Raw genomic sequence first — 26,223 nt, forward strand, 5'->3', positions numbered from 1 at the left:
TGAAGGGGATTTTCACGATAGCGTCGAGCAAAAGCACTCGCGCCTGCGGCGCTCGCCCCCTCTCCCTGACCCTCTCCCCCCGCCAGCGGGGGAGAGGGAACAACATTTACAACTTCTTACCCCCACATGCGACGTAGGGAGGACAGCATTTACAGCGCCTTGCCCCCGAATGCGACGGAGGGGAACAACATTTACAGCGCCTTGGCGGCCTCCACCACACGCTCCACGGTGATGCCGAAGTGCTGGTACAGCGCATCGGCCGGGGCCGAGGCGCCGAAGCTGTCGATGCCGATGACCGCGCCTTCCAGCCCGACGTACTTGCGCCAGTAGTCGGTGACGCCGGCCTCCACCGCCACGCGCTTGCGGCACCAGGACGGCAGCACGCCTTCGCGCCATTCCAGCGGCTGGGCATCGAACACGTTGGTATTGGGCATCGACACCACGCGCGCCTTGATGCCCTGTGCATCGAGCCGGCGCGCGGCCTCCATCCCCAGTTCCACTTCCGAACCGGTGGCGATCAGGATCAGGTCGAAGCGCGCTTCAGGCGGATCCAGCAGCACGTAGCCGCCGCGCGCGATGTCGGCCACCTGCTCCGGCGTGCGCTGCTGGTGGGCGAGATTCTGGCGGCTGAAGACCAGCACGCTGGGGCCGTCATTGCGCTGGATCGCGGCCTTCCATGCAACCGCACTTTCGACCGCATCGGCCGGGCGCCAGACCGAGTTGTTCGGGATGTAGCGCAGGCTGGCCAGATGCTCTACCGGCTGGTGCGTCGGGCCGTCCTCGCCCAGACCGATGGAGTCGTGGGTGAAGACATGGATCGCACGCGCCGGGATCAGCGCGCTCATGCGCAGCGCGTTGCGCGAGTAGTCGGAGAACACCAGGAAAGTGGCGTCATACGGCACGAAGCCGCCATGCAGCGCCAGGCCGTTGGCGATCGCGCTCATGCCGAATTCGCGCACGCCGTAATAGACGTAATTGGCATCCGGATCATCGCCGGCCACGCTCTTGCTGCCTGACCACAGCGTCAGGTTGGAGCCAGCCAGATCGGCCGAGCCGCCGATCAGTTCCGGCAGCAGCGGTGCGAAGGCTTCGATCGCCATCTGCGATGCCTTGCGCGAGGCCACGACCGGGCCTTCGGCCTGCAAGCGCGCGATGTAGGCATCGGCCTGCGCGGCGAATTCTTCCGGCAGACTGCCAGCCATGCGGCGCGAGAACTCGGCCGCCAGTTCCGGATACTCGGCTGCGTAGGTCTGGAATGCCGCATTCCACACCGCTTCGCGGGCCTGGCCGGTGGCGCGCGCGTCCCAGCCTTCACGGATCACGGATGGAATCTCGAACGGGCCGTGCGGCCAGTCCAGTGCCTGGCGCGTGGCGGCCAGTTCGTCCTTGCCCAGCGGCGCGCCGTGCGAGGATTCCTTGCCAGCCTTGTTGGGCGAACCGAAACCGATGGTGGTCTTGCAGCAGATCAGCGTCGGGCGCTGGCTTTCGGCCTGCGCGGTGCGGATCGCCTGCGAGATTTCATCCGGATCGTGGCCGTTGACGTTGCGGATCACCTGCCAGCCGTAGGCCTCGAAACGCTGCGGCGTGTTGTCGGTGAACCAGCCGCGCACATCGCCGTCGATGGAGATGTCGTTGTCGTCGTACAGCGCGATCAGCTTGCCCAGGCCCAGGGTGCCGGCCAGCGAGCAGGCTTCGTGCGAAATGCCTTCCATCAGGCAGCCATCGCCGAGGAACACCCAGGTGTGGTGATCGACAATGCTGTGGCCTTCGCGGTTGAAGCGCTGTGCCAGCAGCTTTTCCGCCAGCGCGAAACCGACCGCGTTCGCCAGACCCTGGCCGAGCGGGCCGGTGGTGGTTTCCACGCCCTCGATTTCATGCGCCTCGGGGTGGCCGGCGGTCTTGCTGCCGAGCTGGCGGAAGCGCTTGAGTTCGTCCAGCGGAAGGTCGTAGCCGGTCAGGTGCAGCAGCGCGTACAGCAGCATCGAACCGTGGCCGTTGGACAGCACGAAACGGTCGCGGTTGAGCCATTTCGGATTGGCCGGGCTGTGGCTGAGGAAATCGCGCCACAACACCTCGGCGATATCGGCCATGCCCATCGGCATGCCGGGGTGGCCGCTGTTGGCGGCCTGTACCGCATCGGCGGCAAGGAAACGGATGGCGTTGGCGAGATCGCGGCGGCTGGGCGTCGTCATGGGGCAAGCATCGCAGGAAGTGGAGGGAAGGCGCGGCCGCGCGAAAAACGCAGCCGGAACCGCCATTGTCCCATCCACAGCCGGGTCTGTCTTGCCGCAAAGGCGCGGGCGCCTATTCCCGAGGCTGGCGTGGCGCCAGCCCGTAGCGTCGTTGCAGGCGGTCGGCCAGCGCGGCGCGGCTCAATTCGCCCACATGGGTATCGAGCAGCCGGCCTTGCGCATCGAAGAACAGCGTGGTCGGCAGCACCCGAGCGCCGCTGGCCTGCATCGTGCGCGACGCCGGATCCAGCAGCACATCGCGCAACTCCAGCCCGCTGCGTGCGAGGAAATCATCGACCAGATGGCGTTCGTCGCCCTGATTGACCAGCAGGAACGCGACCTCCGGCCAGTGCTGCTGGGCATGCGCCAGCACCGGCATTTCGCGGCGGCACGGCGGGCACCACGTGGCCCACAGATTCACCACGATCGGCCGGCCGAGATGGGCATCAAGGCGTTGCGGTTCGCCGGCGAGTGTTTCCAGCTCCAGATCCGGCAGCGGCGGCACCGACTGGCGCAAGGCCGTACCCAGATGCAGCACCAGCGCCCAGGCCAGCAGGCCGGCGGCAAGCCCGCCCAGTGCCGGCAGCCGCAATCCGGCCCGCGCCTTGCGGCTGCGCCACCACAGCACCAGCACGGCCACCGGCAGGCCGGCCCACCACGCGAAGCCGCCATCACCCAGCGCCAGCATCGACAGCGGTGCGGCGCGGTATTCAGGCCACCATTGCAGGATGTAACCCAGCCGTGCCGCGACGAAACCCGCGATCACCGCATCCAGCAGCAGGCCACTGGCGGCGGAAGGTTCTTCCAGCTTGCGCCGGCGGGCCAGCGCACCGGCCACGATCCATGCCAGCAACACCGCTGCGGCGACCAGCGACACACGCAGGGAAAATGGGCCAAGACTCATCATCCGGCGTGGCTGCGCCTCATCGCCTGCTATTCCGGTTCATTGCTGCACGGGAAAACCCCATCGCGGGCACGCCCGCTGCCACGCTTTTTCGTGCCGTCTTATGCCGGTTCATTGCTGCCCTGACCTGTCAGCGGATCGGTATGAGCCGTCTCATCCGGCACATCGTCCGATTCGCCGTGCGCCACCAGCGCCGCGATGCCCAGATCGCCGGTGACGTTGATCGTGGTGCGGCACATGTCGAGAAAATGGTTGACGCCCAGCACCAGGCCGATGCCTTCCGGCGGCACTCCGACCATCGCGCAGATCAGCGCCACCACCGGCAGCGAGCCGGACGGCACACCGGCGGTGCCGATGCCGCCCAGGATGCAGACCAGCATCACCATGAACTGCTGGCCCCAGGTCAGATCCACGCCGAAGAACTGCGCCAGGAAGATCACCGTCACGCCCTCGAACAGCGCGGTGCCATTCTGGTTGGCGGTGGCGCCGACGGTCAGCACGAAGCGCGAGACCTTCTTCGGCAACTTCAGATCGCGGTCGGCGACCTTCAGCGCAGTCGGCAGCGTGGCATTGCTGGACGCGGTGGAGAACGCCATCAGCATGGCCTCCTGCACCGCCTTGAAGAACGCCAGCGGCGACCAGCCGGCAAACAGTTTCAGCGCGGCCGAATACACCACCAGCATGTGCAGCGCCAACGCCGCCACCACCACCAGCACATAGGCACCCAGGCGGATCAACAGATCCCAGCCGAACAGCACCGCCAGATTGAACATGAAGCAGAACACCGCGTAGGGCGCGAGCCGGATCACCAGCCCGATCAGGGTCATGGAAATCTCGAACAGGCCCTCGATGCCGCGCTTGAGCACGTCGGTCTGCGGCGTGCGGGTCAGCACCAGCCCCACGCCGAACATCAGCGCGAAGAACATCAACGCGATGATGTTGGCGTTGTTGGACGCGGCACCGATGACGTTCTGCGGCACGATCGACAGCAGCATCTGCATGCCGGTGGCACTGGTCTGGCTGTCGCGCACGATGGCGCTGGCGCGCTCGGCGCCTTCTTCCAGCAACTGCTGCGCCAGCACCGGATCGACCCCGACACCGGGCTTGAACAGGTTGACCAGTACCAGCCCCAGCAACACCGCGATGCCCGACAGCACGATGGTCCAGGCCAGCGTGCGCCAGCCGATGCGCCCGAGCGAAGCGACATCGCCCATTTCCGACACGCCCACCACCAGTGCCGAGAACAGCAGCGGCACGATCAGCATGAAGATCAGGCTCAGGAACAACTGCGAGAACGGCTGCGTGGCATAGCGCGTCAGCGCCTGCACCCAACCGGTATCGCCGCCGATGGCGTAGTGGACGATCAGACCGAGCACCAGCCCGACGATGAAACCGATACCGATCTTCAGGTGCAACGGGGTTGTCTTGTGTGTCATGCGCGGATGCCGTTTTGGAATTGCCCGATGGTAGCGCCACCGGCAAGGCCGCGCAGACTCCTAGCCGCGCGCGGACGGATACAGCGGCGGCAAGCCTTGCGCAGTGGCCGACGCCGCAGTGTTTTCCGCAACGAATGTCGGGCGTTTGGCGAAGGCGGCACGCAGACGTTCGGCCAGACCTTCACGCACATCGCCCCGGTACAGCGCGCGTTCCAGTGCCAGCACCGCATCACGCTGTTCGTCATCGGCCAGTGCCGCTGCCAGGCTTCCCAGATCGCGCAGCCGTGGCCGTATCCGCAACAGCGCGGAGCCTGCGGCGGCCAGATCGTCGTGCGCCAGCGCATGCGCCAGTTCCGGGCGCCAGGACAGGCGCTTTTCATCCGCCGCATCCTGTTCCGGCGGCGTGTCGTCACGGCGTCGCGGCCAGCGCCACCAGGCCAGAAGGGTCAACAGCCAGGCCATCGCCAGGCTGATCGCAAGGCCGCGCCACAGGCGTAGCTGGGCAGGATCAGCCTGCACTTCGGCGGGATATTGCTGCGCGCTTCCATCCACAGGTGACGAAGGCGCGGATGGCGTTGCTGCGCCGGCAGCGGGCAGCACTTCCAGCGTGCGGGCCGGCAAGGTGCTGCGCTCGGACTGGTCGCTGCCGATGTTCCACCAGGTCAGGCTGCGCTCGGGCAATTCCAGCGGGCCGGCACGCAAGGGCACGATTGCGAAACGCCGGCTGCGCTTGCCGACGATACGGCCGTCGGACTCGGTGGTTTCGCGCACTTCCTGATCCGGATAGACCTCGGCACCTTCGATCGGCGGCAGCAACAGCTCCGGCATCTGCTCGGCGCTCAGCCCGGTCGCCTCGGCCACGAGGGTCAATTCCAGCGCGTCGCCGACGCCGACCTGGGCCGGTAGACGCTGGGCGTCATCGCGCAGGGTCAGCTGCTGCGCCGGCAACCATGGCGAAGGCGCGTTCGCCGGTGCCGGGCGCACCTCCAATTCGATGTCCTCGCTGCCGATGGTCAGCGGCACGCCCTGGCTGAAGAACGAGTTGTACTGCGCACCGCGCGCCACCCGTCCACGGAAGCTGACGCCGCGCACCTGCAAGCTGCCGCTGCGCTCGGGCGTCAGCGCGTAACGGCGTTCGACCACGTTGTAGCGGCGCCCGTCGATCTGACGCGAATAGTTCGCGTCCTGGCCGATGCGGCGTACCTGCACACCATCACCGGCCGGCTCATCGAGATTGCCTTCCAGCAGCGACACCGCGTAGTACAACCGTACCCGATAACCGACCTGCTGCTGCACATAGGGCGATTGGGTATCCGCTTCCACCTCCAGGAACACATCATCGCCATCGGCGGCGGAACCGCGCTGCATCGGACGCACCGTCAAGGTCAGCGGTTCGGTCAACTGCTTGCCGACGGCCAGCGCCGGGATCGTGATCACGCCTTCGTGCAGCGGCTCCAGCCCGACCGCCCACAGATTGGTGCGGGCCATCGCGCCGTTGACGATGTTCATCTGGCTGGCGGAAGAACGTCGCACGATGCGGAAGTCGCTTTCCAGCACCGAGAAATCCGGCTCCTCGTTGCTGCCGCCTTCCACATTCAGCGTCACGCTCTCGCCCATGCCGACCGTGCTGCGGTCCAGCCAGGCGCGGGCCTGCGCGCTGGCGCTGCCGGCGAACAGCAGCAGCAACAGGGCAAGGCCTGCGTGCAGGCAGAAGTGCCGCCATGCGGCCGTGCTGTTCGGGCCGGAAGGTACGGCGTGTGTACGGATTGTCATCGGCGGCCGCCCTCCTGCTGGCGACGTTGGTATTCGAGCTGGAACTTGCGCCGCAACAGGCCGCCCGGGTCATCGGGCACGCGCTGCAACAGGTGTTCCATCGCCTGCTGCTTTTCGGCTTCTTCGGTGGAAAGTGCTGCCTGGCTGCCTTCCTCGTCGGGGGATTCGGCCTGCTCCAACGCCTGCTGCATTTCCTGCGCGTAGCTTTCCGCCTGATCCTGCGCATCGTCCTGCTCAGTCTCGGGTTCCTGCGGCGGCTGTTCGTCCTCGCCCTGCTGATCGCCATCGGTGGGCGATTGCGAATCCTGCTCCGACTCCTGTTCGCCGGCGTCGGAGCCTTCGGAGTCGGATGTTTCGTCCTGCTCCTGTTCGGAGGGATCGCCAGCGCTGGATTGTTCGCCGGATTCATCCGGTTCGGCCTGCGAATCGGAATCCTGTTGCGATGAGGAATCGCCTTCGCCGGGCTGCTGCGAGGCCTCGCCATCGCCTTCGTCAGGCTGCGGCGGCTGCTGTTCGAGCCAGTCCCTGACCGCATCGCGGTTGGCGCTGGCATCCGGGAACGGATCGCGTTGCTGCAGGGCGCGCTCGTAGGCCGCCAGCGCTTCCTCGTAGCGCCCGGCACGCGCCAGCGCGTTGCCCCGGTTGTAGTTGGATACCGCGTCATCCTGCGCGGCGAACGCCTCGATCGCGCTCTCGTAATCGCCGGCGCGGTAGGCGGCCGAGCCACGGATATCCGGATCCTTCGCCAGTTGCTGCGCGCGCTGGTGCTGTTCCTCCTCCAGCGCCTGCCAGGCACGCTGGTCATCACGCTGCCACAGCGCGCTCCAGTCCAGCGCCTGCGCCGGCCGGCCCGGCAACAACATCAGCACCGCCACACAGGTCAGCCAGCCACGGCGGAAGGACAGCGCCGCCAGTGGCAGCAACAGGAGCAGTAGCCACGGACCTTCATCACGCCAGGCCTGGCGGCCGGCATCGGCATCGAGCAGTTCGCCATCGCTGCCACGCGCCACCAGCACACCCAGACTGGCCAGATCGGCGCCATCCACCGCCAGCGTCGCATAGCGGCCACCACCGCTGCGGGCCAGTTCGCGCAGGCTGGTTTCATCCAGACGCGGGATCAGGATCGCGCCCAAGTTGTCGAGCAGGAAGCCGCCACGCGCCTGCGGCACCGGCGCGCCCTGCGTGGTGCCCACGCCCAGCACCGAAACTTCCAATCCGGCGGTGCGTGCACGGCGCGCGGCTTCCAGCGCCCGCGCATCGGCCTGATCTGTGATCAGCAGCAATTGCCCGCGGTTGTGGCCGGCATCGCGCAGCAACTGCACCGCCAGGTCCATCGCGCGATCGGCGCGCTGTCCCTGCACCGGCATCACTTCGGGCGACAGCGCGGCTGCCAGATCCAGCAGCGAGGCCGCATCATCGGTCAGCGGCGCCACGGTGAAGGCATCGCCGGCATAGCCGACCAGCGCGGCCTGGCCTTCATCACGTTGCCCCAGCAGATCGGCCAGCTTGAACCGCACCCGCGCGATGCGACTGGGTTTGAGATCGGTGCTGAGCATGCGCTCGGACAGATCCACGGCAAGGATCAGCGGCGATTGCATCCGCACAACCGGCTGCGCGGAAAGCCGGAACGCCGGCCCCGCCAGCGCCAGCACGATGACCAGCCAGCCGATGCCCAGCAGCCACGGCAACACCGCCTGACGCACCCCGCGTGAATCACCATCGCCCAGCCACGGCAGCAGATGCGGATCGCAGATCCGCCGCCACGGGTCCTCGGCCCGGGTACGGCGTCGCCACAGCCACGGGATGGCCGGCAACAGCACCAGCGCCAGCAGCCACCACGGCCGCAGGAAATGGAAATGTTCGAAGAAACCCTGCATCACGTCACCGCTCCGGCCACGATCCGGCGCTGCGGCAGCAGCAGGCCCAGCAGCATCAGCAGCAGCGCTGCGGCGGCCGGGTAATGGAACAATTCCTGACGCGGGCGGATCGGATCGGCTTCTTCCTCCACCGGCTCAAGCCGGTCCAGCTCGGAGTAGATACCGGCCAGCTCGGCGGTATTGCGCGCGCGGAAGAAGCGCCCGCCGGTATCGGCCGCGATCTTCTGCAGCGTGGCCTCGTCGATCTCGGCCGAAGGCAGGCTGATGCCGAACGGCCCGCGCTGCGCATCGGCACCAAATGCCACGGTGTAGACCCGCACCTGGTGCACGCGCGCCAGTTCGGCCGCTTCCAGGGGTTGCAGCGCGCCGGTGGTGTTGACGCCATCGGTCAGCAGGATCAGCACGCGCTGTTGCGCCGGGCGTTCGCGCAGACGCTTGACCGCCAGACCGATGGCATCGCCGATGGCGGTTTCGCGCCCGGCCAGACCGACGCTGCTGGTATCCAGCTGATGCCGCACGCTGTTGCGGTCGAAGGTCAGCGGCGTGATCTGGTAGGCCGCCTGGCCGAACAGGATCATGCCGACGCGGTCGCCGACGCGCCGTTCGAGGAAATCGCCGATCACCACCTTCACCGCCTGCAAACGGTCCACACGACGGCCGGCGACGGCCATATCCTCGGCCGCCATGCTGCCGGACACATCCACTGCCAGCATCAGGTCGCGCCCGCTCTGCGGCGGCATTTCGATTTCACCCACCCACTGCGGGCGCGCTGCCGCGACACACAGCAACAGATAGGCCAGCGCCGGCAACCAGACACGGGCGCGCAGGCCGCTGCCCGACGCCTGCCCCGCCACCGCCACCACCTCGGCATAGAAAGGCATCCGCAGTGCCGTGCCGCCTGCATCCGGCGCACGCGGCAACAGCCGCCATGCCAGCAGCGGCAACAGCAATCCGGCAAACGCCCAGGGCCAGTCGAACTCAAGCATCGGCCCGCTCCAGCCAGCGCGGCAGGCTGCGCTGTGCCATCACCAGCAGTGCGCGCGCCTGTTCCGCCGGCACCTGGGCGCGATAGGGCGCATCCAGCAGCAGTCGCCCCTCACCCTGCGAAAACGGGCGCAGCGCATCGCCGGCATCGAGAAATTCCAGCCAGTCCTGGCCTTGCAGGCGTTCGGCCCCGGGCGAGACTTCGCGTGCGATGCGACGCAAGCTGACCGACAACGCGGCGACCTGTGCCGCGCCCTGGTTTTCGCCCGGAAAACGCTGGCTCAGCGATTCAAGTTCTGCCTGCAAGAAATCCCGTCTGGCGCGCTGTTTATGGCGTCGCCGCAACCTTTGCCACAACCAAAAGGACAGGGCCAGCAACAGCAATGCCAGCAACCACCAGCCCGGTGCAGGCGGCCACCATGACGGCGGCGCCGGCAGATGGATATCCGCCAGTTGCGGGCCGTCGGGCATCATGCCGTCTGCTCCCTTGAGCCACCGCGCAGCAACGCAGCCAGTGCATCGACCGGTTCCTCATCGGTGGCTACCAGTGCCACCCGCACGCCCACGCGCTGCAATGCGGCACGCGCATCGGCGTGGCGTTCGGAGAAGTGCTGCACCCAGCGCTGGCGCGCCGCCTGCGACAACAAGTGCAGGCGGCTGCGGCTGCGGCCGTCGCTGATGTGGTATTCGGCTGGCGGTGGCGCTGCCTGTTCGATCGGATCCACCAACAGGCACGCGGCCAGATCATGATGCGCACGCAACCGAGCCAGCGCGGAGACCACCTGTGCATCGACGCTGCGCGGATCCAACAGCAGCATGATCTGGCTGCCCGGGCGCAGCACGCGCTGCAGGCGCTCCAGCGCCTGCGCGACATGGGCGGCGCCAGCGCCATCGTCCTGCATGGTGCGCGGCGGCTGCCAACGCACCAGTGCATCCAGTGCACGCAGCGCGCCGTGGCGGCCACCGGCCGGCGGCACCAGTTCGGTCTGGGCGGCACAACCGGCCGCCGCCAAGCGGTTGCCTTCCTGCGCCGCGAGCCAGAGTGTCAGCGCCGCCAATCGCGCTGCCTGCACCGACTTGAAGCAGCCACGGGTGCCGAACGCCATCGTTGCGGAACGGTCATAGACCACCGCCGTGGTGCGCTCGCGCTCGGGCTGGAACAGCTTGGTATGGGTGCGGCCGGTACGCGCGGTGACGCGCCAGTCGATATGCCGCACATCATCGCCTGCCGCATACAGCCGGGATTCGGCGTATTCCATGCCGCGCCCCCGGAAAGGAGACTGCTGCGCACCGGAAAGGGCGTCGGCACTGCGGCGCTGGGCCAGCCGCGCCAGGCGACCAACCTGCGCGCGCAGGCCCACCAGTTCACGCAGGTCCACCTGGACCCCGGGGATCGCCTCGGCATGCATCGGCTGGTTCAGGGTACGGGAATACGATCGAGCAGCGCGTTGATCACGTCATCGCTGCTGGCGCCATCAGCCTCGGCCTCGAAAGACAGCAGCACGCGGTGGCGCAGCACATCCAGCGCGACCGCATGCACGTCCTGCGGCGCCACGTAGTCGCGCCCTTCCAGCCAGGCGTGGGCGCGTGCACAGCGTTCCAGTGCGATGGTGCCGCGCGGACTGGCACCGAACGCAATCTGGCGCTTGAGTGTCTGGTCGTAATGCGATGCATCGCGCGTGGCCAACACGATCTCGACGATGTAACGGCTCATTTCCGAAGACAGATGCAGATCCAGCAGCGCACTGCGCGCCGCCAGGATCGACGCCTCGGAAAGCTTCTCCGGCACGGGAGCTGCACCGTTTCCGATCTGGTCGCGGGCCTGGTTGCGGGCCAGATCAAGGATACGCATTTCCGCCTCGGCATCCGGATAGCCGATGCGCACATGCATCAGGAAGCGATCCAGCTGGGCCTCGGGCAAGGGATAGGTACCTTCCTGCTCGATCGGGTTCTGCGTGGCCATCACCAGGAACAGGCGCGGCAACGGATACGTGGTGCGACCGACGGTGATCTGGCGCTCGCCCATCGCCTCCAGCAGTGCCGACTGGACTTTCGCCGGTGCACGGTTGATCTCATCGGCCAGCAGCAGGTTGTGGAAAATCGGCCCGGCCTGGAACTCGAAACGCGCTTCCTGCGGACGGTATATGTCGGTGCCGGTCAGGTCCGAGGGCAGCAGATCGGGCGTGAACTGGATGCGGTGGAAGTCGGCCTCGATGCGCAGCGCCAGCTCCTTGATCGCGGTGGTCTTGGCCAGCCCGGGCGCACCTTCGACCAGCAGATGGCCATCGGCCAGCATTGCGATCAGCAAGCGCTCGACCAGCGCGGGCTGGCCCACCACCCGTTCGGAAAGATCAGCACGCAAGCGGGCAAAGCTGGCTTGCAGCTGGGTGGTCTGGGCATCCTGGGGATGTCCGTCCATGCGTGGAACCTCTGGCATCGGGTTGGGTTTCAGGAACCGGGAAGCCGGGTTGGACAGGCAACGCGGCGCAAGGTTCCGATTCTATCCCGCCCGACGCCAACGACCCGACCGTTGAGGGGTCCCACCGTGCCGGATGTACCGCTAACGACCTTCGAGCACCTGCGCCAGCGGCATCGGCTTGCCGATCAGATACCCCTGCGCATAGCGGCATCCAAGACGCTGAAGAACATCAAGCTGGGTCTGGCTTTCGATGCCCTCCACCAGCGCGTCGGCGCCGATGGCCTGCACCAGTGCCACGATCGCTTCCAGCATCGCAATGGCGCGCGGAGCGGTTTCGATATCGCGCACGAACGCCTGGTCGATCTTGACCGTGTCAAAGGCGAGTTCGCGCAGATGGCTCAGATTTGAGAACCCGGTGCCGAAGTCGTCCAGCGCCACCCGGATGCCATGCGCGCGGCACTTCCCCAACAGCTCGGAGACCAGGCCGTAATCCAGTACCTGGCTCTCGGTGATCTCGAGCTTGACCGCCGAGGTCGGCAGGTCCGCTTCTTTCAACCAGACCAGCAGCTGTTCGATCAGGCGCGCCTCGCGCAGCTGCCGCGGGGAAACATTGATCGACACGAACGGCAACGGCTCCATGCCGCTTTTCCGCATCGCCACCAGCGCCGCGATGGCCTCGTGCAACATGTACTCGCCGACCGGCACGATCAGCGAGGTCTCCTCGGCAAGGGCGATGAACTCGGCCGGAGAAATCGGACCACGCTCGGGATGGCGCCAACGTATCAGCGCCTCATAGCCGGCCACGTGCTGTTGCGGAATCTCGAACAGCGGTTGCAGATGCATCTCCAGTTCGCGACGTTCCAGCGCTTCGCGCAACTGCGATTCGAGGCGGATCTTGGCGATGGCGGCGACGTCTTCGGCATCGGTGAGGGTTTCCGGCGCATCCAGTCCACGCAACGTCGCGAGCATCGCGCGATAGCGTTTGAGCTGTCCTCCGAGCAGCGCCCTCACCACCGGATCAGTTTGCGCCACTCGATCCGCCAGATGCTCGCGATCGATGACCAGCAGTACCGAGTCCTCCAGTGCGACCGCAGTGGCGGTGCGTGGCGCGTCGTCGATCATCGCCATCTCACCCACCAGATCGCCCGGCCCCAGATCCGCCAAGGCCGTCGCCCCTTCATCCTGCCCCACGATGATGCGGACCTTGCCGCTTTCGATCAGATAGGCCGAACGACCGGAATCGTGTTCGCGGAACAGGGTTTCACCGGTATGCAGTGCTCGCCGACTCATGGGGACCCTTCTGGAAGTGCCATCGACACCCGAGCCTTCTCACTTCAATGCTGGCAGGGTCTGTCTTGAATAATACTGCCCTCAACTTGGACTCCTTACCAACCTTCGCTGAAGACCATCAATCGCAATGCTACGCCTTACCTTTTGAATAGAAAAAGGGTCGTCATGGACGACCCTTTTTCTATTATGTCACGTTCCGCCTATTACCATGATTAAGCGGAAACGCTCGCCTTCCTTTTATGGCGCCGGAGGCTCACAACCCGGATTGCTCGGGCTGACAATGATGGTACAAAGGTTAATACCCTGCAGGGTCACCTCAGCACTCGCCTCTCCATCCACTGTTTCGAATACGCAGGAGCCAGCATTCCCCGGAACACTGGTATCAGGATTGGTTATATTCAAGCCTGGAGCACTAATGACCGCAGTCGTCTGGCCACTGTTGTTCGTGACTCCCGGGCCGGATTGCAGGGAGATCGTCGCACCACCTTCACCCTGACAGGTGCCAACGATCTGGAAGCCCGGCAGTGGCGCACCTGCCGAATCCACCAGCGTCAGCGTCACGGTGCCGCCACCAGTCATCGCCGTCGGATTTGCCATCAGGGCCTTGGCCGCAAACGTGAACTCCACCGTGCCGGTAGCGCCAGCGGCACCAAAGACCAGCAGCGGCTCACCTTCGTCGCTGACGCCCTGGGTGGATACCCGGGCCACGGTGCATCCGCTGCCAAAAGCAGTCGGCTCGTCAACGCTTCCAGCATTGGCCACGCCATCCACCGAACCGGAACCCGAGAGGCCCTGGAACGCGAAGCTAACGGGAATCCCGCCCATCGGCGCACCGAGCGCATCGTACAGGCAGACAGTCACATCACGCGTAGTGTTGGCCGGAATCACATTCGGACTGACCACCAGCGTCGCCGGTGCCACACCTGCGAAATAGGCGAATTCGACATCCGCCACCTTCTTTGGCTGACCTGCCACCACGGGGCCGTCGGCCTGTGCCCAGATCACCGCGAGCTTGCCGAGCTTTTCGATCGGATAGTTCATCTTCGTCACCGCCACGCCCAGCTCGTTCGTGGTGGCGCTGGCGATGATATTGCCGTCCGCCGCGCGCCCGATGATGTACGGCAGGATGCCGCCGTAATCCACACTCTGACCGGTGGTGTCGTTGTGGTTGAAACGATAATCCACGCTCAGGCTGGTGTTGCTGTGCACTTGGGTCACCGCGCGGGCGCTTTCCAGATCGCGGTTGCCGATGATGTCCTCACCGAACACCACCAGGGTGTCACCGGCGCCCACGCCGCCGCCGGCCGTCGCAAAGCGACCATCCACCGCGGTGAAGGCGGTACCGCCTTCCTGCGGATTGCCGTCGCCACCGGCGATGTAGTAGTCGCCCACACCGCTGGCCTGGGGTTCGTCGATCAGGCCGAAATTGATCCGGGTACCCGGCAACACCGGGTTGCCCTGACGGTCCGTTGCGATCACCGCGACGGTGACGCTGTAGGTTCCGTCCGGGGAAACCGGAATCGTGACTTCGCCTGCGCCCAGGTCCACTACCTCGATGTCGCCACCCGCCGGATTGATGGTCAAGGCATTGACCGTCGGCTGGGTGATTTCCAGATCGAACAGGCGGCCGTCGGAAACCACAACCGAGCGCTCGACGGTAACCGGATCGCTGATGCCGTTGTCGACGTTGTTGTCGGCACGATCGGCGGTCAGCCGGATCACGTAGGAACCGGTTTCGGTGCCGGCGATGAAGTTGGCGGCACCCACGCCTGCGGTGGTGCGCAGGTCGATAGAACTATGTGAGCTCACCGCAATTCCGGCCGCATTGACGCCACTCAGACGCGCCATACCCGGAACTCCGCCAGTCTGAAGACCAACGATTTCCAGACGATAATTGTTGTATGCCGTTCCACCAGCTTCGGGCTCCGGAACCGGCTGACCAAGTGCATCACGTACATGGATATCAAGCAGACCATTGCTGTTGCCGCCCGAGCCCTGGACATAGATCGGACCGGAAGCCAGATCCAGTGCGAGTTGGGTCGGCAGCGGCGGGGTTGTGGTGACGATCTGGAAGTCCTGGCTGGCGGTAACCGTCTGGTTGGTGACCTCGTCCTGCGTGGTGATGGTGAGCGTCGTGGTGCCGGTGGACTGGAGTGAATGGACAAAAATTGTCGCCTTGCCCGCAACCACATCAACCGGCGCCTGACCCATGCGGATCAGGAATTCGCAACCATCCAGTGTTTCCATGTCGCATTCGGTTTCCGGGTCATCCAGGGTGCTGAAACCACCCGTGTTGTCGACCGGATTGATGGAAACCTGGATGCCGTCTTCCCGATTGACCAGTTCACCATTGCCATCACGTACCGTCACGGTCACTTCGGACATGTAGGGCGAGCCCATGAACGGCGACACACCCCACACGTTGACCGGCAGCTGGGTGCGGGTCGCTGCAATCTGCAGGCGCTGATCGGTGCCACTGACCGCAATCGTGGTGGTCGTGGTGGCCGTTCCTGCGGACCCTGCGGTGGAGAAGGTCAGCGTGACATTGCCCGAACCACCGGCGGTGTAACGGAAATTGACCGTACCGCCCGCTGTGGGGCCGGAAGCCGCATCCGATCCGGCGCCATTGGGTGGCACCCAGCGGATGCTGCCCGAGTTGCCGGGCGACACGCTTGCATTGACGTTGGTGCCATCCGCCACGGCCGTCCCGTTGGCATTGGTCACGCGCACCTGGACATCGACCGTCTGACCCGGGCTGGCGCTGTTGGAGGTCGGCGTCGCGCTGATCTTGATCGAAGGCGGTTGGAATATTGAATCCCCCCCGCTGCTTCCGCCGCCACAGGCGACCAGTACCGACGTGGCCGCCAGCAGCAAAAGGCTTTTCAGGATGGCTGCAAATTTCATTGGTAATCTCCGCGAACCGGGTCGCTTCCTGCGTTACAAAAATTTGGGGTTCAGTGCTGCGAATCAGTGCTCGCGAGGTCCTGCGACATTGAGCACCTTGGGGGTGACGAAGATCAGCAGCTCGGCTTTCGTCTGGTCACGCCGTTTGTTGCGGAACAGGTTGCCAAGTACCGGCACATCGCCCAGGAAGGGAACCTTGGTGATGTCTTCCTGGCTGGTGAACTCGTAGACGCCGCCGACTACGACAGTCTGGCCACTGTCCACCAGAACCGCGGTGGTGACCTCACGACGTGCCAGTTCCGGCGTGGAACCCAATTCACCAAGATTCACGTAGCCAATGATTTCGTCTTTCTTGACCCCCATGTTGAGAAAGACTCGGCCATCCTGGGTGATGGTGGGTGTGACATTGAGTTCCAGCAGTGCCTCTTTGAAGTTCACCGTTGGCGTGGCATTGGCCCCGACGCCCGAGGTGGTGACATAACCAACCTCACGGCCCTGACTGATTTTCGCCATCTGTTGATTGGACGTAATCACGCGCGGGCTGGAAACGACCTCACCGCGGCCCTCGCTCTGCAAGGCGGACAATTCAAGATCCAGCAAATAGTCGGCCCCGAGGATGGAGAAGCCGATCGCGCCAGCCGGGTTCGCAACCGGCAGGTTCACATTAAGGCGATCACCCACTCCAACTCCGGTACCGATCCCGGCCAATGGCGGACGACCAGCCAGACGGTTGGCCAACGCGGCATTGGTCATACCGGCGGCCCCCCCCAATGACCCGGAAGTGGTAATGATGGTGTTGTCGCCTTCCTGGCGACCGCTGCTGATTCCGAATCGAGCACCCAATTCGCGAGCGAAGCTTTCGGAAGCAATCACGATGCGCGCCTCGATCAGCACCTGGTCCACAGGCCGATCCAGCAATGCGATCAAGCTCTTGATTTCGCCGATTTTGTCGACCGTATCATTCAGCAGCAAGGTATTGGTACGCGAGTCAAAGCTGACGCTGCCGCGGGGCGACAGGAAGCCCCGGGTCTGTTCTGCGCCTTGTTGACCACCTTGGCCGCCGGACTTGCTTTCATCCGTCAGCAACGCCGCAATTTCCGAAGCGCTGCCATAGTTGATCGGGATGTACTCGGTGACCAGCGGCGCATTGCGCTCGTTGTCGCGACGGGCCTCGGCCAGTGCCTTTTCGTAATTGGCGATCTCGGACTGCGGTGCAACCCAGACGACGTTGCCGTCGATCCGCTTGTCCAGGCTCTTGGCGCGCAGCACGATATCCAGCGCCTGATCCCACGGCACCCGGTCCAGGCGCAGCGTGACGTTGCCGGTGACAGAATCCGCGGCCACGACGTTGAAGCCGGACTCCTGCGCAATCAGGCTGAGCACCTGACGGACGGGGATTTCCTGGAAGTTGAACGTCACCGGGGTACCGGTGTAGCCCTTTTCCTCTTCACGCCCCAGCCCGGCAACAGCCTCATCGGCCGAGACATCCTCCTGCTGTGGCGACACTTCGAGCACGTACTGCCCACCGGTCTGGTAGGCCATGGTTTCGTACGGGCCGGTGGTCAGCACCGTCACGCGCGAGCCGTTGCCGCGCTGGGTCGATTCGATCGAGCGCACCGGCGTGGCGAAGTCGGTCACGTCCAGGCGCTGGCGCAGCGACTCGGGCATGTCGACATCCTGCAGGTCGATGGTGACGGTCTGGCCTTCGCTGCGCAGGTCGGCGATCGCGTTGTGGCTGTCCATTTCCAGCACAATGCGGGCTGCGCCTTCAGCGGTGCGACGGAAATCAACATTGGTGACGGCGGCATTGCGGCCGGCGACGCGCTTGGCCGGATCGGTCGCCAGGCCCGGCGTGACACCAGCGGCCGTGGATCGGGCGGTGCCGGCAACTTCGATCACGTAGCTGCTGCCATCGGCATAGGCCTGGTAGGCGGCCTGGCTGAACAGGTCGATCACCACGCGGGTGCGGCCACCGGCTTCCACCGCGCTGATCGAATTGGTCGCGCCGTTGCCCACCGCAATGCGGCGATCCGCGATCCGGTTGGATGTGCCCGGAAGGTCGATCGCAATTCGCGGAGGATCATCCGTGGTGAACGCCTGTGCACCGGAGACCGGGTCGGCCAAGTGCAGAACCACGCGCACACTGCCGTCGGAGGCGGTCGCGTAGCTGATCTCCTCCAGGACATTGGCGGATGCAGGCAAGCCCACGAGCAGGGCCAGGGTTCCCAAAAGGCCGACGAGCCTGCGCTTGGCGCCTGCTGCCGCTTCCTGGATTGTGTCTTTCGTCGAGGTCATCTTGCTATCCCCCATCCCTAATTGTCGTCCAGCGCCACTTGGGCTTTGCGTTCCATCCAACCGCCAGCGCCGTCGGGCACCAGTTCCGTCAATTCAATCCGATCTTCGAAGATCGTGTCGATCCTGCCATCGCTCTGCCCCAGGTAGTCACCTGCGACCACCTTGTGCACCACCCGATCAGGATCCATCAGCAGTGCCACCATTTCAGCGCCGGCGCCAAGGGTTCCGACCATGTCGAGGCTGTCCAGCGGATAGGCCTCCAGCGGCTCCTTGCGGCGCGTCGGATCCGGACGCAGGCTGGAGTCGGATACCGCCTCCTGCTCCGGTGCCGGTGCGCTGAAGGGATCACGCAGATGCTGGGCGGCGTACTCGAAGGACTCGAACTGGCGCATTACCGGCAGCGGATCCAGCGGCTTGGGCGGGCGCGCCTTGACATCGGCAACCCAGGCCTGCAGGTCGGACGTGCCCGGGGCACAGCCACCCAGCATGAACGCCATCGCCAGACCCAGTGCGGCCGGCCGCCATGGCAGGATGCGGGAAACGCGGGAATGATCAGGTTTCATCAGCGCGCCCCTCCCTGCGTGGTTGCGGCAGCGGAGTCATCTTCATCCTCGTCCAGATAGCGGTAGGTCTTGACCGTGCCTTCCAGCACCAGCGAGCCGCTGCCATCCTTCGCATCACGCGGTTTCAGCGAGATGTCGTGCATCGTCATGATGACCACGCGCGGCAGTGAGGCCACGCCGCTGACAAACGCACCGAACTGGTGGTAGGAACCCACCATGCGCAACGCGATCGGCTTCTCGGCGTAGAACTCCTTCTTGTTCTCGGGCAACGGCTGGAACAGTTCGTTCTGGATGCCGCTGGCCAGCGCGGTCTGGGAAATGTCGACGATCAGGTCGGCCATCTCGGTGCGGCTGGGCAGCTGGCGCAGCATCTGCTGCAGCATCAGCTCCATGTCCGCCAGTTGCTGCTTGAGCGGCTCCAGGTTCACCGCACGCGCCTGCTTCTGTTCGAACTGGCTGCGCAGATCGCCTTCCTTGCGCTTCTCGCCGGCCAGGCTTTCCTGCTGGTCTTTGACCACCAGATACCAGCCCAGGAACAGGATCAGCGCCGCCAGCAGCACACAGAAGAAGGCCTTGACCGAGCCCGGCCAACCGCCCGGATTGCTGGTATCAAGGTTGCGAAGATCAAAACCGCCGCTCATTGTCCACCCCCGGTCGCCTCAGCCTCGGCGTTTTCGTCCTTGGGCTGCACCAGATTGACCTTGAGATTGAAGATGTAGGGCATGTTCCGGTCGCCGCCCTTGGCCTCGATGACCGAGAGGTCCGGGCGCGCCATCCAGCCGGAATTCTCCAGCGCACGGATGTACGAGGAGACGCGGGCATTGGACTGGGTCAGGCCTTCCAGGGTCAGCACCGTGCCGGCCTGCTTGATCGAGCTCAGACGCACGCCCTCGGGAATGGTACGGACCAGCTCATCGAACAGATGCACCATCAACGAGCGGCTGGCCTGGAGTTCCTCGATCACCTGCTTGCGCTGCAGCAGGTCCGCGCGCTTGCGGTCCAGCTCGTCGATTTCCTTGATCTTGGCATCGACCAGCTTGATCTCGTTCTGCAGATAGGTGTTGCGTGCCTGCTGTGCTTCGATCAGCGAGTCGTAATACATCTTGACGCCGAACACGGCCAGCACCGCAGCCACGGCCACCACGCCAAGCAGGGTGTAGAACTGCTTCTGGCGCTGCTGGCGGCGCTCGGCGCGCCACGGGAGGAGGTTGATTTTCGCCATCAGTCAAAGCTCCTCAGTGCCAGCCCGCAGGCGATCATCAGCGCCGGCGCGTCCTGCGCCAGTGCCTGCGCCTGCACGCGCGAGGACAGGGACATGTTGGCCAGTGGATTGGCCACGATCGTCAGCACGCCGATCTGCTCTTCCACCATTTCGGCAATGCCCGGGATCGAGGCGCAGCCACCGGCCAGCACGATCTGGTCGACACGGTTGAACTCGCTGCCGGCGTAGAAGAACTGCAACAGGCGGCTGACCTGCTGGACCATTGCCTCCTTGAACGGCTCCAGCACTTCGATCTCGTAGCTTTCCGGCAACCCGCCCTGGCGCTTGGCCAGCCCGGCCTCCTCGTAGGACAGGCCATAACGGCGCATCACCTCGTCGGTAAGCTGCTTGCCGCCGAAGACCTGTTCGCGCGAGTAGATGCTGCGCTGGTTGCGCAGCACGTTCAGCGTGGTCATCGTGGCGCCCACGTCGACCAGCGCGACCAGCGCATCCTTGGGCACCGACAGCTGATCGGCGATCAGGCGGAAGGCGTTCTCCATCGCGAAGGCCTCCACGTCGATCACCTTGGCCGTCAATCCGCCCAGTTCCAGTGCGGACTGGCGCACTTCGACGTTCTCGGTGCGCGATGCGGCCAGCAGTACCTGGACCATCTCCGGGTTGTCCTTGACCGGACCGAGCACTTCGAAGTCAAGGCTGACCTCCTCGATCGGGTAAGGGATATACTGCGCGGCTTCGACCTGGACCTGATCTTCCATGTCGTCTTCGCCCAGATTGGCCTGCATCGGGATCACCTTGGTGATCACGGCCGAACCGGCCACCGCTGCGGCAGCCTGCTTGACCCTCGAACCGGAGCGCGACAGGGCGCGCTTGATCGCCTCCCCGACCGCTTCGACTTCGACGATGTTCTTTTCGACCACCGCATTGGGAGGAAGAGGCTCGACCGCATAGTGTTCAACGCGGTACTTGCCCCCAGCCTGACCCAGCTGCAGCAACTTGACGGCCGTGGAACTGATGTCCACGCCAATCAGGGGTGTAGTGTTGGTAGCGAACAGCCCCACGATTTCTCCCCTTCCAACGGGCCCTTACGAGCAACTTCTGCGTTGGCACATTAAATAACGAGTCTTAACGGTTTGGCAACAGGCGCGTCCCACCCTCACCCTGCACCGGCCGCTCCGCACCCTGGTCCAGCCCTTGCCACATCTGGCCGAACCGCCTTACCGGCGCTTGCGGCAACATTCTATACTCTTCTTTAACAACTTCTGCAAACCCTTGGTATTCGCGCAAAAATGTCTCGACTGCGTCGCATCTTGAAGTGGCTTTTCATCCTTGGTCTTGTGCTGCTGCTGGTCGGCGTCGGCACCTTCTGCGTGCTGTACTGGCTGGTCGCACCCGGCCTGCCCTCGCCGCAGGTGTTGCGCAATGTCGAGTACCAGGTGCCGCTGAGTGTCTACAGCGCCGATGGCAAGCTGATGGCATTGTTCGGTGAAACCCGCCGCACGCCGGTGCACATCGACGATGTGCCCGAGCAGGTCAAGCAGGCCTTCATCGCGCTGGAGGATGCGCGCTTCTACGAGCATCCCGGTGTCGACTGGCGCGGCACCAGCCGGGCGATCTGGCTGCTGGCCACCACCGACGACCGCCGCGTGCCGGGCGGCTCGACCATCACCCAGCAGGTGGCGCGTGCCTTCTTCCTCAGCCCCGAGTACAGCTACACCCGCAAGTTTCGCGAAATGCTGCTGGCGCTGAAGATGGAGCGTGAGCTGAGCAAGGACGAGATCCTGGGCATCTATTTGAACAAGAGCTTCTTCGGCAACCGTGCCTACGGCATTGTCGCGGCGGCCGAGTTCTACTACGGCAAGACACTGGATGAACTGACCCTGGCCCAGGCCGCGATGCTGGCCTCGATCCCGAAGTTCCCGTCCAGCGGCAATCCGATCATCAACCCGGATCGGGCGATGATCCGGCGCGATTACGCGCTGCAGCGCATGCACGAACTGGGCTTTATCGATCAGGCCCGCTACCAGGCCGCCGTGGCCGAACCCAACGACGCCTCGCCGCACGAGCCGCCGGTGGAGCTGGAAGCCTCGTACGTGGCGGAAATGGTGCGCCAGTCGATGGTGGACCGTTACGGCGCGGACGCCTTCACCGGCGGTTTCCGCGCCCACACCACGTTGCAGTCGCGCATCCAGGAAGGTGCCAACAGCGGCCTCCAATCCGCCCTGCATGCCTATGACCGCCGCCACGGCTGGCGCGGAGCCGAAGGTCATGTCGAGCTGCCGGACACCATCTCGCCGCAGCACGCGCAACAGGCACTGCGCGACTACCGCTCCATTGCCGGACTGCTGCCGGCGCTGGTCACCTCGGTCAGCAGCGAGGAAGCCATCCTCATCCTCGCCGACGGCCAGGAAGTGGCGCTGGAGATGACCAAACTGCGCTGGGCCGCGCCGTATGTTTCGGAAAGCCGTCGCGGCGCCTCACCCAAGCGCCCGGCCGATGTGCTCAATCGCGGCGACATTGTGCGCCTGGTGCGCGATGCCGAAGGCGGCTTCGAGCTGGCGCAAATCCCGGCCGCACAGGGCGCCGTGGTCACACTGTCGGCCGAGGATGGCGCGATCCTGGCGCTCAACGGCGGCTTCAGCTTTGGCCTGAACAAGTTCAACCGCGCCATCCAGGCGCAGCGCCAGCCTGGCTCCAGCTTCAAACCCTTCATCTACGCGGCCGCATTCGAACGTGGCTTCCATCCCGGCTCGATCGTGCTGGATGCGCCGGTCGTCTTTCACGACCGCTCCACCGGCACCTCCTGGCGCCCGTCGAACGAGAGCAACACCTTCTCCGGCCCGATGCGGCTGCGCGAGGCGATGGTGACCTCGCGCAATCTGGTATCGGTGCGCATCCTGGATGCGATCGGTGCCAACTACGCCAAGCGCTACATCCAGGGCTTCGGTTTCCCACCCGAGAGCCTGCCGGAAAACCTGTCGCTGGCGCTGGGCACCAGCTCGGTGCCGCCGCTGGCCACCGCGCGCGGCTTCGCGGTGTTCGTCAACGGCGGCTTCCTGGTGGAACCGCATGTGCTGGCACGGGTCGAGGACCGCCATGGCACCGTGGTGTTCTCCGAACGCGCGCCGCGGGCCTGCCGCGAATGTCCCGAGCGCTTCGCGGTCGATGCCGGCAGCGACGTGGCCGGCTTCAATCTCGGCAGCGCGGCCCCGGCTGGCAGCAGCGGCGGAGAGCAATCCGGCCCGCCCGAACTGCTGCTGGCGCCGCGTGCGGTCGATGAACGCACTGCTTTCCTGATCCGCTCGCTGTTGCAGGATGTGGTGCGGCGCGGAACCGGCCGGCGCGCGCTGGTACTGGAACGCAACGATATCGGCGGCAAGACCGGCACCACCAACGACCACCGCGATGGCTGGTTCGTCGGTTTCGGCGGCAACATCGTCACCAGTGCCTGGGTCGGCATGGACGATTTCTCCTCGCTGGGAGCAGGCGAATACGGCGCCACGACCGCGCTGCCGATGTGGGTCGACACGATGCGCGCGGCACTGGACGGCGTGGAGGAGGAAACCCCGGTGATTCCGGCCGGCGTGGTCACCACCTGGATCGATCCGACCTCCGGCCTGCTGGTGCCGGCCGGCACCCCGGGCGCGATCAGCGAGCTGATGAAGACCGAAGATGTGGCGCGTCTTGAAAGCGCCAGTGACGAGGCCTGGCGCGAACGCGTCAACGAGCGCGAGTCGTTCGACATCTTCTGAAGATCCACGCCATGTCCCGCCACAATCCTCGCAGCCAGCGCCGCCTGCTGGCCGAACAGGCCGCACGCTGGATGAGCGAGCACGCGCTCGATGATCCGGCGGTGGCGCTGCGCCGGATGCTGGCCCGGCTGCCCTCGGCACCGGACCGCCGCCAGTGGCCGGATCCGGCCGAAATCCTCGACGCCTTGCGCCAGTACCAGCGCCTGTTCCGTAGCACGGAGCAGCCGACGCAGCTGGAACAACGACGCGAGGCAGCGGCCGAGGCGATGCGCTTCTTCTCCGCATTCCGCCCCAGGCTGGTGGGCGCCGTGCTGGAAGGCACCGCCGATGCCAACTCGCCGGTGCAACTGCACCTGCATGGCGACGATGGCGAAGCGCTGCTGCTGTTTCTGCAGGAACAGGGCATCGCGCACCGCGTGGGTGAGCGCAGCATCCATCTGGATCCACGCCAGCAGGTGCGGGTGCCGCATGTGACGTTCCAGGCCGACGAACTGGACTTCGAGTTGTGGTTGTTGCCGCTGCGCAGCGAGCGCCAGGCGCCACTGGAAGCCGATGGCCGCACCCCGATGCACCGCGCCTCGCTGACGGCATTGCGGACGCTGGGCTAGTCGCGCGCATCTGCGAACCGGCGGCTGGTCACGGCGCTCATGACACGCCGCGGACTCCCCACCAAGCGGATCGTTGTCCGACACCGCGTCCGTCTCCGGAAACCCGGCTCCAGAAACAGGAAACGCCCTGACGGGCGTTTCCTTCCACTTCAAGACAGACGGCGCGCCTACTGCAACAGACGGCAGGCGATCCCCGCGGATCAGCCGCGCTTGTCGAAGCCGGCGTAGTCGCGCAGCGTGGCACCGGTGTAGATCTGGCGCGGACGACCGATCTTGGTTTCCGGATCGTCCTGCTGCTCCAGCCAATGCGCAACCCAGCCTGCGGTGCGGGCCAGTGCGAACATCACGGTGAACATCTCGGTCGGGATATTCAACGCCTTGTAGATGATGCCGCTGTAGAAATCGACGTTCGGGTAGAGCTTGCGCTGCACGAAGTAGTCGTCGTTGAGCGCGGCCTCTTCCAGCTTCAACGCCACTTCCAGCAGCGGATCGTTGACGCCCAGCTCGCCCAGCACCTTGTGGGTCATCTCACGGATGATCTTGGCGCGCGGATCGAAGTTCTTGTAGACGCGGTGGCCAAAGCCCATCAGGCGGAAGCCCGATTCCTTGTCCTTGGCCTTGGCAACCGCCGATGCGACGTTCTTCGCATCGCCGATCTCTTCCAGCATCTTCAGCACCGCCTCGTTGGCGCCGCCGTGCGCCGGACCCCACAGCGCGGTGATACCGGCCGCCACCGAGGCATACGGATTGGCGCCGGTGGAACCGACCAGACGCACGGTCGAGGTCGAGGCGTTCTGCTCGTGGTCGGCGTGCAGGATGAACAGCAGATCCAGCGCCTTGGCCACCACCGGATTCAACTCCAGCGGCTCGCTCGGCATTTCGAACATCATGTGCAGGAAGCGGTCAACATAGCTCAGGCTGTTGCGCGGATAGCGGATCGGCTGGCCGATGGTGTAGCGATAGGCGGCAGCAGCCAGGGTCGGCACCTTGGCGATCAGGCGGATCGCGGCCAGATGGCGCTGCTCGGGATCCTGCAGGTCGAGGGTGTCGTGATAGAAGGCCGACATCGACGCCACCGAAGCCGCCAGCATCGCCATCGGATGCGCATCGTGGCGGAAGCCATGCAGGAAGCTCTTCAGCGACTCGTGCATCATCGTGTGACGCGTGACCTGCCCCTCGAAACTTTCGAACTGCGCGGCGCTGGGCAACTCGCCATTGATCAGCAGATAGGCCACTTCCAGGAAGCTGGAATGCTCGGCGAGCTGGTCGATCGGGTAGCCGCGGTACAGCAGCACGCCCTGATCACCATCGATGTACGTGATAGCACTGCGGCAACTGGCGGTGGCCACGAAGCCCGGATCGTAGGTGAAGTAACCGGTGTCCCTGTTGAGCTTGCCGATGTCCAGCGCCGGAGTGCCGAGGCTGCCGCGAAGCACGGGCAGCGAGGTGGATTTGGCGTTGTCGGTATCGCTCAAAGTGACTTGGGAAGTATCGGCCACGGGGAATCTCCTTGGGGTGGGCATCGGAAGGTGGTCGCCGCGACGGATGCTGCAAGTGCACAATTTCCCGCCAGCGCGGCAGGCCGCCAAAAACGACCTGCAAAAAACCACATGAGGGCCGGCGATTATCGCACAGCAAAACGCCGCCCGTCAGGGACAGGCGGCGTTCTGGACAGCTTTCGGTCAACGCGCGCGCGGCGCGGCAGAAGGCTTACTTGGCGTAGCGGCGGCGGAACTTGTCCACGCGACCGCCGGTATCGACGATCTTGTGCTTGCCGGTGTAGAACGGGTGCGACTGCGAGGACACTTCGACCTTGACCAGCGGGTAGGTCTCGCCGTCTTCCCACTTGATCGTATCCTTGGTGTTGATCGTCGAGCGGGTCAGGAATGCGAAGTCGGACGAGGCGTCCTGGAAGACCACGGGGCGGTATTCGGGGTGGATATCGGCTTTCATGATGGGGACCTGCGG

The 26,223-nt window shown here is 65.1% G+C and carries 20 protein-coding genes; 2 read left to right on the forward strand and 18 right to left on the reverse strand.

The features are described from left to right. Positions 1 to 191 precede the first annotated feature (191 nt). The 16 genes from tkt to WDB66_RS07940 all read right to left on the reverse strand — a co-directional run bounded on the left by tkt (position 192) and on the right by WDB66_RS07940 (position 20,956). The gene (tkt, locus tag WDB66_RS07865; protein WP_339397998.1) at positions 192 to 2,192 is read right to left on the reverse strand and encodes a transketolase; all 2,001 of its coding nucleotides are present in this window, start codon (positions 2,190 to 2,192) and stop codon (positions 192 to 194) included. Between the two features lie 112 nt (positions 2,193 to 2,304). Beyond that, positions 2,305 to 3,135, reverse strand: a complete 831-nt coding sequence (locus tag WDB66_RS07870; RefSeq protein WP_339397999.1) for a prolipoprotein diacylglyceryl transferase family protein — start codon at positions 3,133 to 3,135, stop codon at positions 2,305 to 2,307. 101 nt (positions 3,136 to 3,236) lie between these two features. Next, entirely contained in the window at positions 3,237 to 4,571 is a 1,335-nt protein-coding gene (locus WDB66_RS07875; RefSeq protein ID WP_339398000.1) for a dicarboxylate/amino acid:cation symporter, read from the reverse strand. 60 nt (positions 4,572 to 4,631) lie between these two features. Further along, entirely contained in the window at positions 4,632 to 6,344 is a 1,713-nt protein-coding gene (locus WDB66_RS07880; RefSeq protein ID WP_339398001.1) for a BatD family protein, read from the reverse strand. Beyond that, on the reverse strand, positions 6,341 to 8,221 hold the full coding sequence (locus WDB66_RS07885) for a VWA domain-containing protein (protein ID WP_339398163.1): 1,881 nt from the start codon (positions 8,219 to 8,221) through the stop codon (positions 6,341 to 6,343). The genes WDB66_RS07880 and WDB66_RS07885 overlap by 4 nt, the downstream gene beginning before the upstream one ends. Continuing rightward, positions 8,221 to 9,207, reverse strand: a complete 987-nt coding sequence (locus tag WDB66_RS07890) for a vWA domain-containing protein (RefSeq protein WP_339398002.1) — start codon at positions 9,205 to 9,207, stop codon at positions 8,221 to 8,223. The genes WDB66_RS07885 and WDB66_RS07890 overlap by 1 nt, the downstream gene beginning before the upstream one ends. Continuing rightward, positions 9,200 to 9,679 carry a DUF4381 family protein gene (locus tag WDB66_RS07895; protein WP_339398003.1) on the reverse strand — a complete coding sequence of 160 codons (480 nt, stop codon included), beginning with the start codon at positions 9,677 to 9,679 and terminating at the stop codon, positions 9,200 to 9,202. Before WDB66_RS07895 ends, WDB66_RS07890 begins: the two co-directional genes overlap by 8 nt. After that, positions 9,676 to 10,614 (reverse strand): DUF58 domain-containing protein, encoded by a 939-nt coding sequence (locus tag WDB66_RS07900; protein ID WP_339398004.1) that lies wholly within the window; start codon positions 10,612 to 10,614, stop codon positions 9,676 to 9,678. Before WDB66_RS07900 ends, WDB66_RS07895 begins: the two co-directional genes overlap by 4 nt. Positions 10,615 to 10,622: 8 nt before the next feature. After that, positions 10,623 to 11,624 carry an AAA family ATPase gene (locus tag WDB66_RS07905; protein WP_339398005.1) on the reverse strand — a complete coding sequence of 334 codons (1,002 nt, stop codon included), beginning with the start codon at positions 11,622 to 11,624 and terminating at the stop codon, positions 10,623 to 10,625. Between the two features lie 141 nt (positions 11,625 to 11,765). Further along, positions 11,766 to 12,914, reverse strand: coding sequence for an EAL domain-containing protein (locus tag WDB66_RS07910; protein WP_339398006.1), 1,149 nt, complete (start codon positions 12,912 to 12,914; stop codon positions 11,766 to 11,768). A 237-nt stretch (positions 12,915 to 13,151) separates the two neighbouring features. Next, positions 13,152 to 15,818: a hypothetical protein gene (locus tag WDB66_RS07915; protein ID WP_339398007.1), complete on the reverse strand. Its 2,667-nt coding sequence runs from the start codon at positions 15,816 to 15,818 to the stop codon at positions 13,152 to 13,154. Between the two features lie 63 nt (positions 15,819 to 15,881). Further along, positions 15,882 to 18,173, reverse strand: a complete 2,292-nt coding sequence (locus WDB66_RS07920; RefSeq protein WP_339398008.1) for a type IV pilus secretin PilQ — start codon at positions 18,171 to 18,173, stop codon at positions 15,882 to 15,884. Continuing rightward, positions 18,131 to 18,610, reverse strand: coding sequence for a pilus assembly protein PilP (locus WDB66_RS07925; protein WP_339398164.1), 480 nt, complete (start codon positions 18,608 to 18,610; stop codon positions 18,131 to 18,133). Before WDB66_RS07925 ends, WDB66_RS07920 begins: the two co-directional genes overlap by 43 nt. Positions 18,611 to 18,675: 65 nt before the next feature. Beyond that, a complete protein-coding gene (locus tag WDB66_RS07930) occupies positions 18,676 to 19,317 on the reverse strand; it encodes a type IV pilus inner membrane component PilO (protein ID WP_339398009.1) in 642 nt (213 codons plus the stop codon). Beyond that, positions 19,314 to 19,898: a PilN domain-containing protein gene (locus tag WDB66_RS07935; protein WP_339398010.1), complete on the reverse strand. Its 585-nt coding sequence runs from the start codon at positions 19,896 to 19,898 to the stop codon at positions 19,314 to 19,316. The genes WDB66_RS07930 and WDB66_RS07935 overlap by 4 nt, the downstream gene beginning before the upstream one ends. Continuing rightward, positions 19,898 to 20,956, reverse strand: coding sequence for a pilus assembly protein PilM (locus tag WDB66_RS07940; RefSeq protein ID WP_339398011.1), 1,059 nt, complete (start codon positions 20,954 to 20,956; stop codon positions 19,898 to 19,900). The genes WDB66_RS07935 and WDB66_RS07940 overlap by 1 nt, the downstream gene beginning before the upstream one ends. 228 nt (positions 20,957 to 21,184) lie before the next feature. Between WDB66_RS07940 and WDB66_RS07945 the strand changes: the two genes are divergently transcribed. Together WDB66_RS07945 and WDB66_RS07950 are read left to right on the forward strand one after the other, a co-directional pair. Then, entirely contained in the window at positions 21,185 to 23,647 is a 2,463-nt protein-coding gene (locus WDB66_RS07945; protein WP_489670839.1) for a penicillin-binding protein 1A, read from the forward strand. A gap of 11 nt (positions 23,648 to 23,658) precedes the next feature. Next, complete coding sequence (locus tag WDB66_RS07950) at positions 23,659 to 24,255, forward strand: hypothetical protein (protein ID WP_339398013.1); 597 nt, start codon at positions 23,659 to 23,661, stop codon at positions 24,253 to 24,255. A gap of 200 nt (positions 24,256 to 24,455) precedes the next feature. Here the strand turns inward: WDB66_RS07950 and WDB66_RS07955 are convergent, their stop codons facing one another. Both WDB66_RS07955 and WDB66_RS07960 read right to left on the reverse strand, forming a co-directional pair. Continuing rightward, a complete protein-coding gene (locus WDB66_RS07955) occupies positions 24,456 to 25,754 on the reverse strand; it encodes a citrate synthase (protein WP_339398015.1) in 1,299 nt (432 codons plus the stop codon). Positions 25,755 to 25,965: 211 nt separating this feature from the next. Continuing rightward, on the reverse strand, positions 25,966 to 26,208 hold the full coding sequence (locus tag WDB66_RS07960) for a type B 50S ribosomal protein L31 (RefSeq protein WP_339398016.1): 243 nt from the start codon (positions 26,206 to 26,208) through the stop codon (positions 25,966 to 25,968). Positions 26,209 to 26,223: the final 15 nt, after the last annotated feature.

This window comes from Denitratimonas organivorans (genome assembly GCF_037478135.1).
Classification (GTDB): domain Bacteria; phylum Pseudomonadota; class Gammaproteobacteria; order Xanthomonadales; family Xanthomonadaceae; genus Denitratimonas.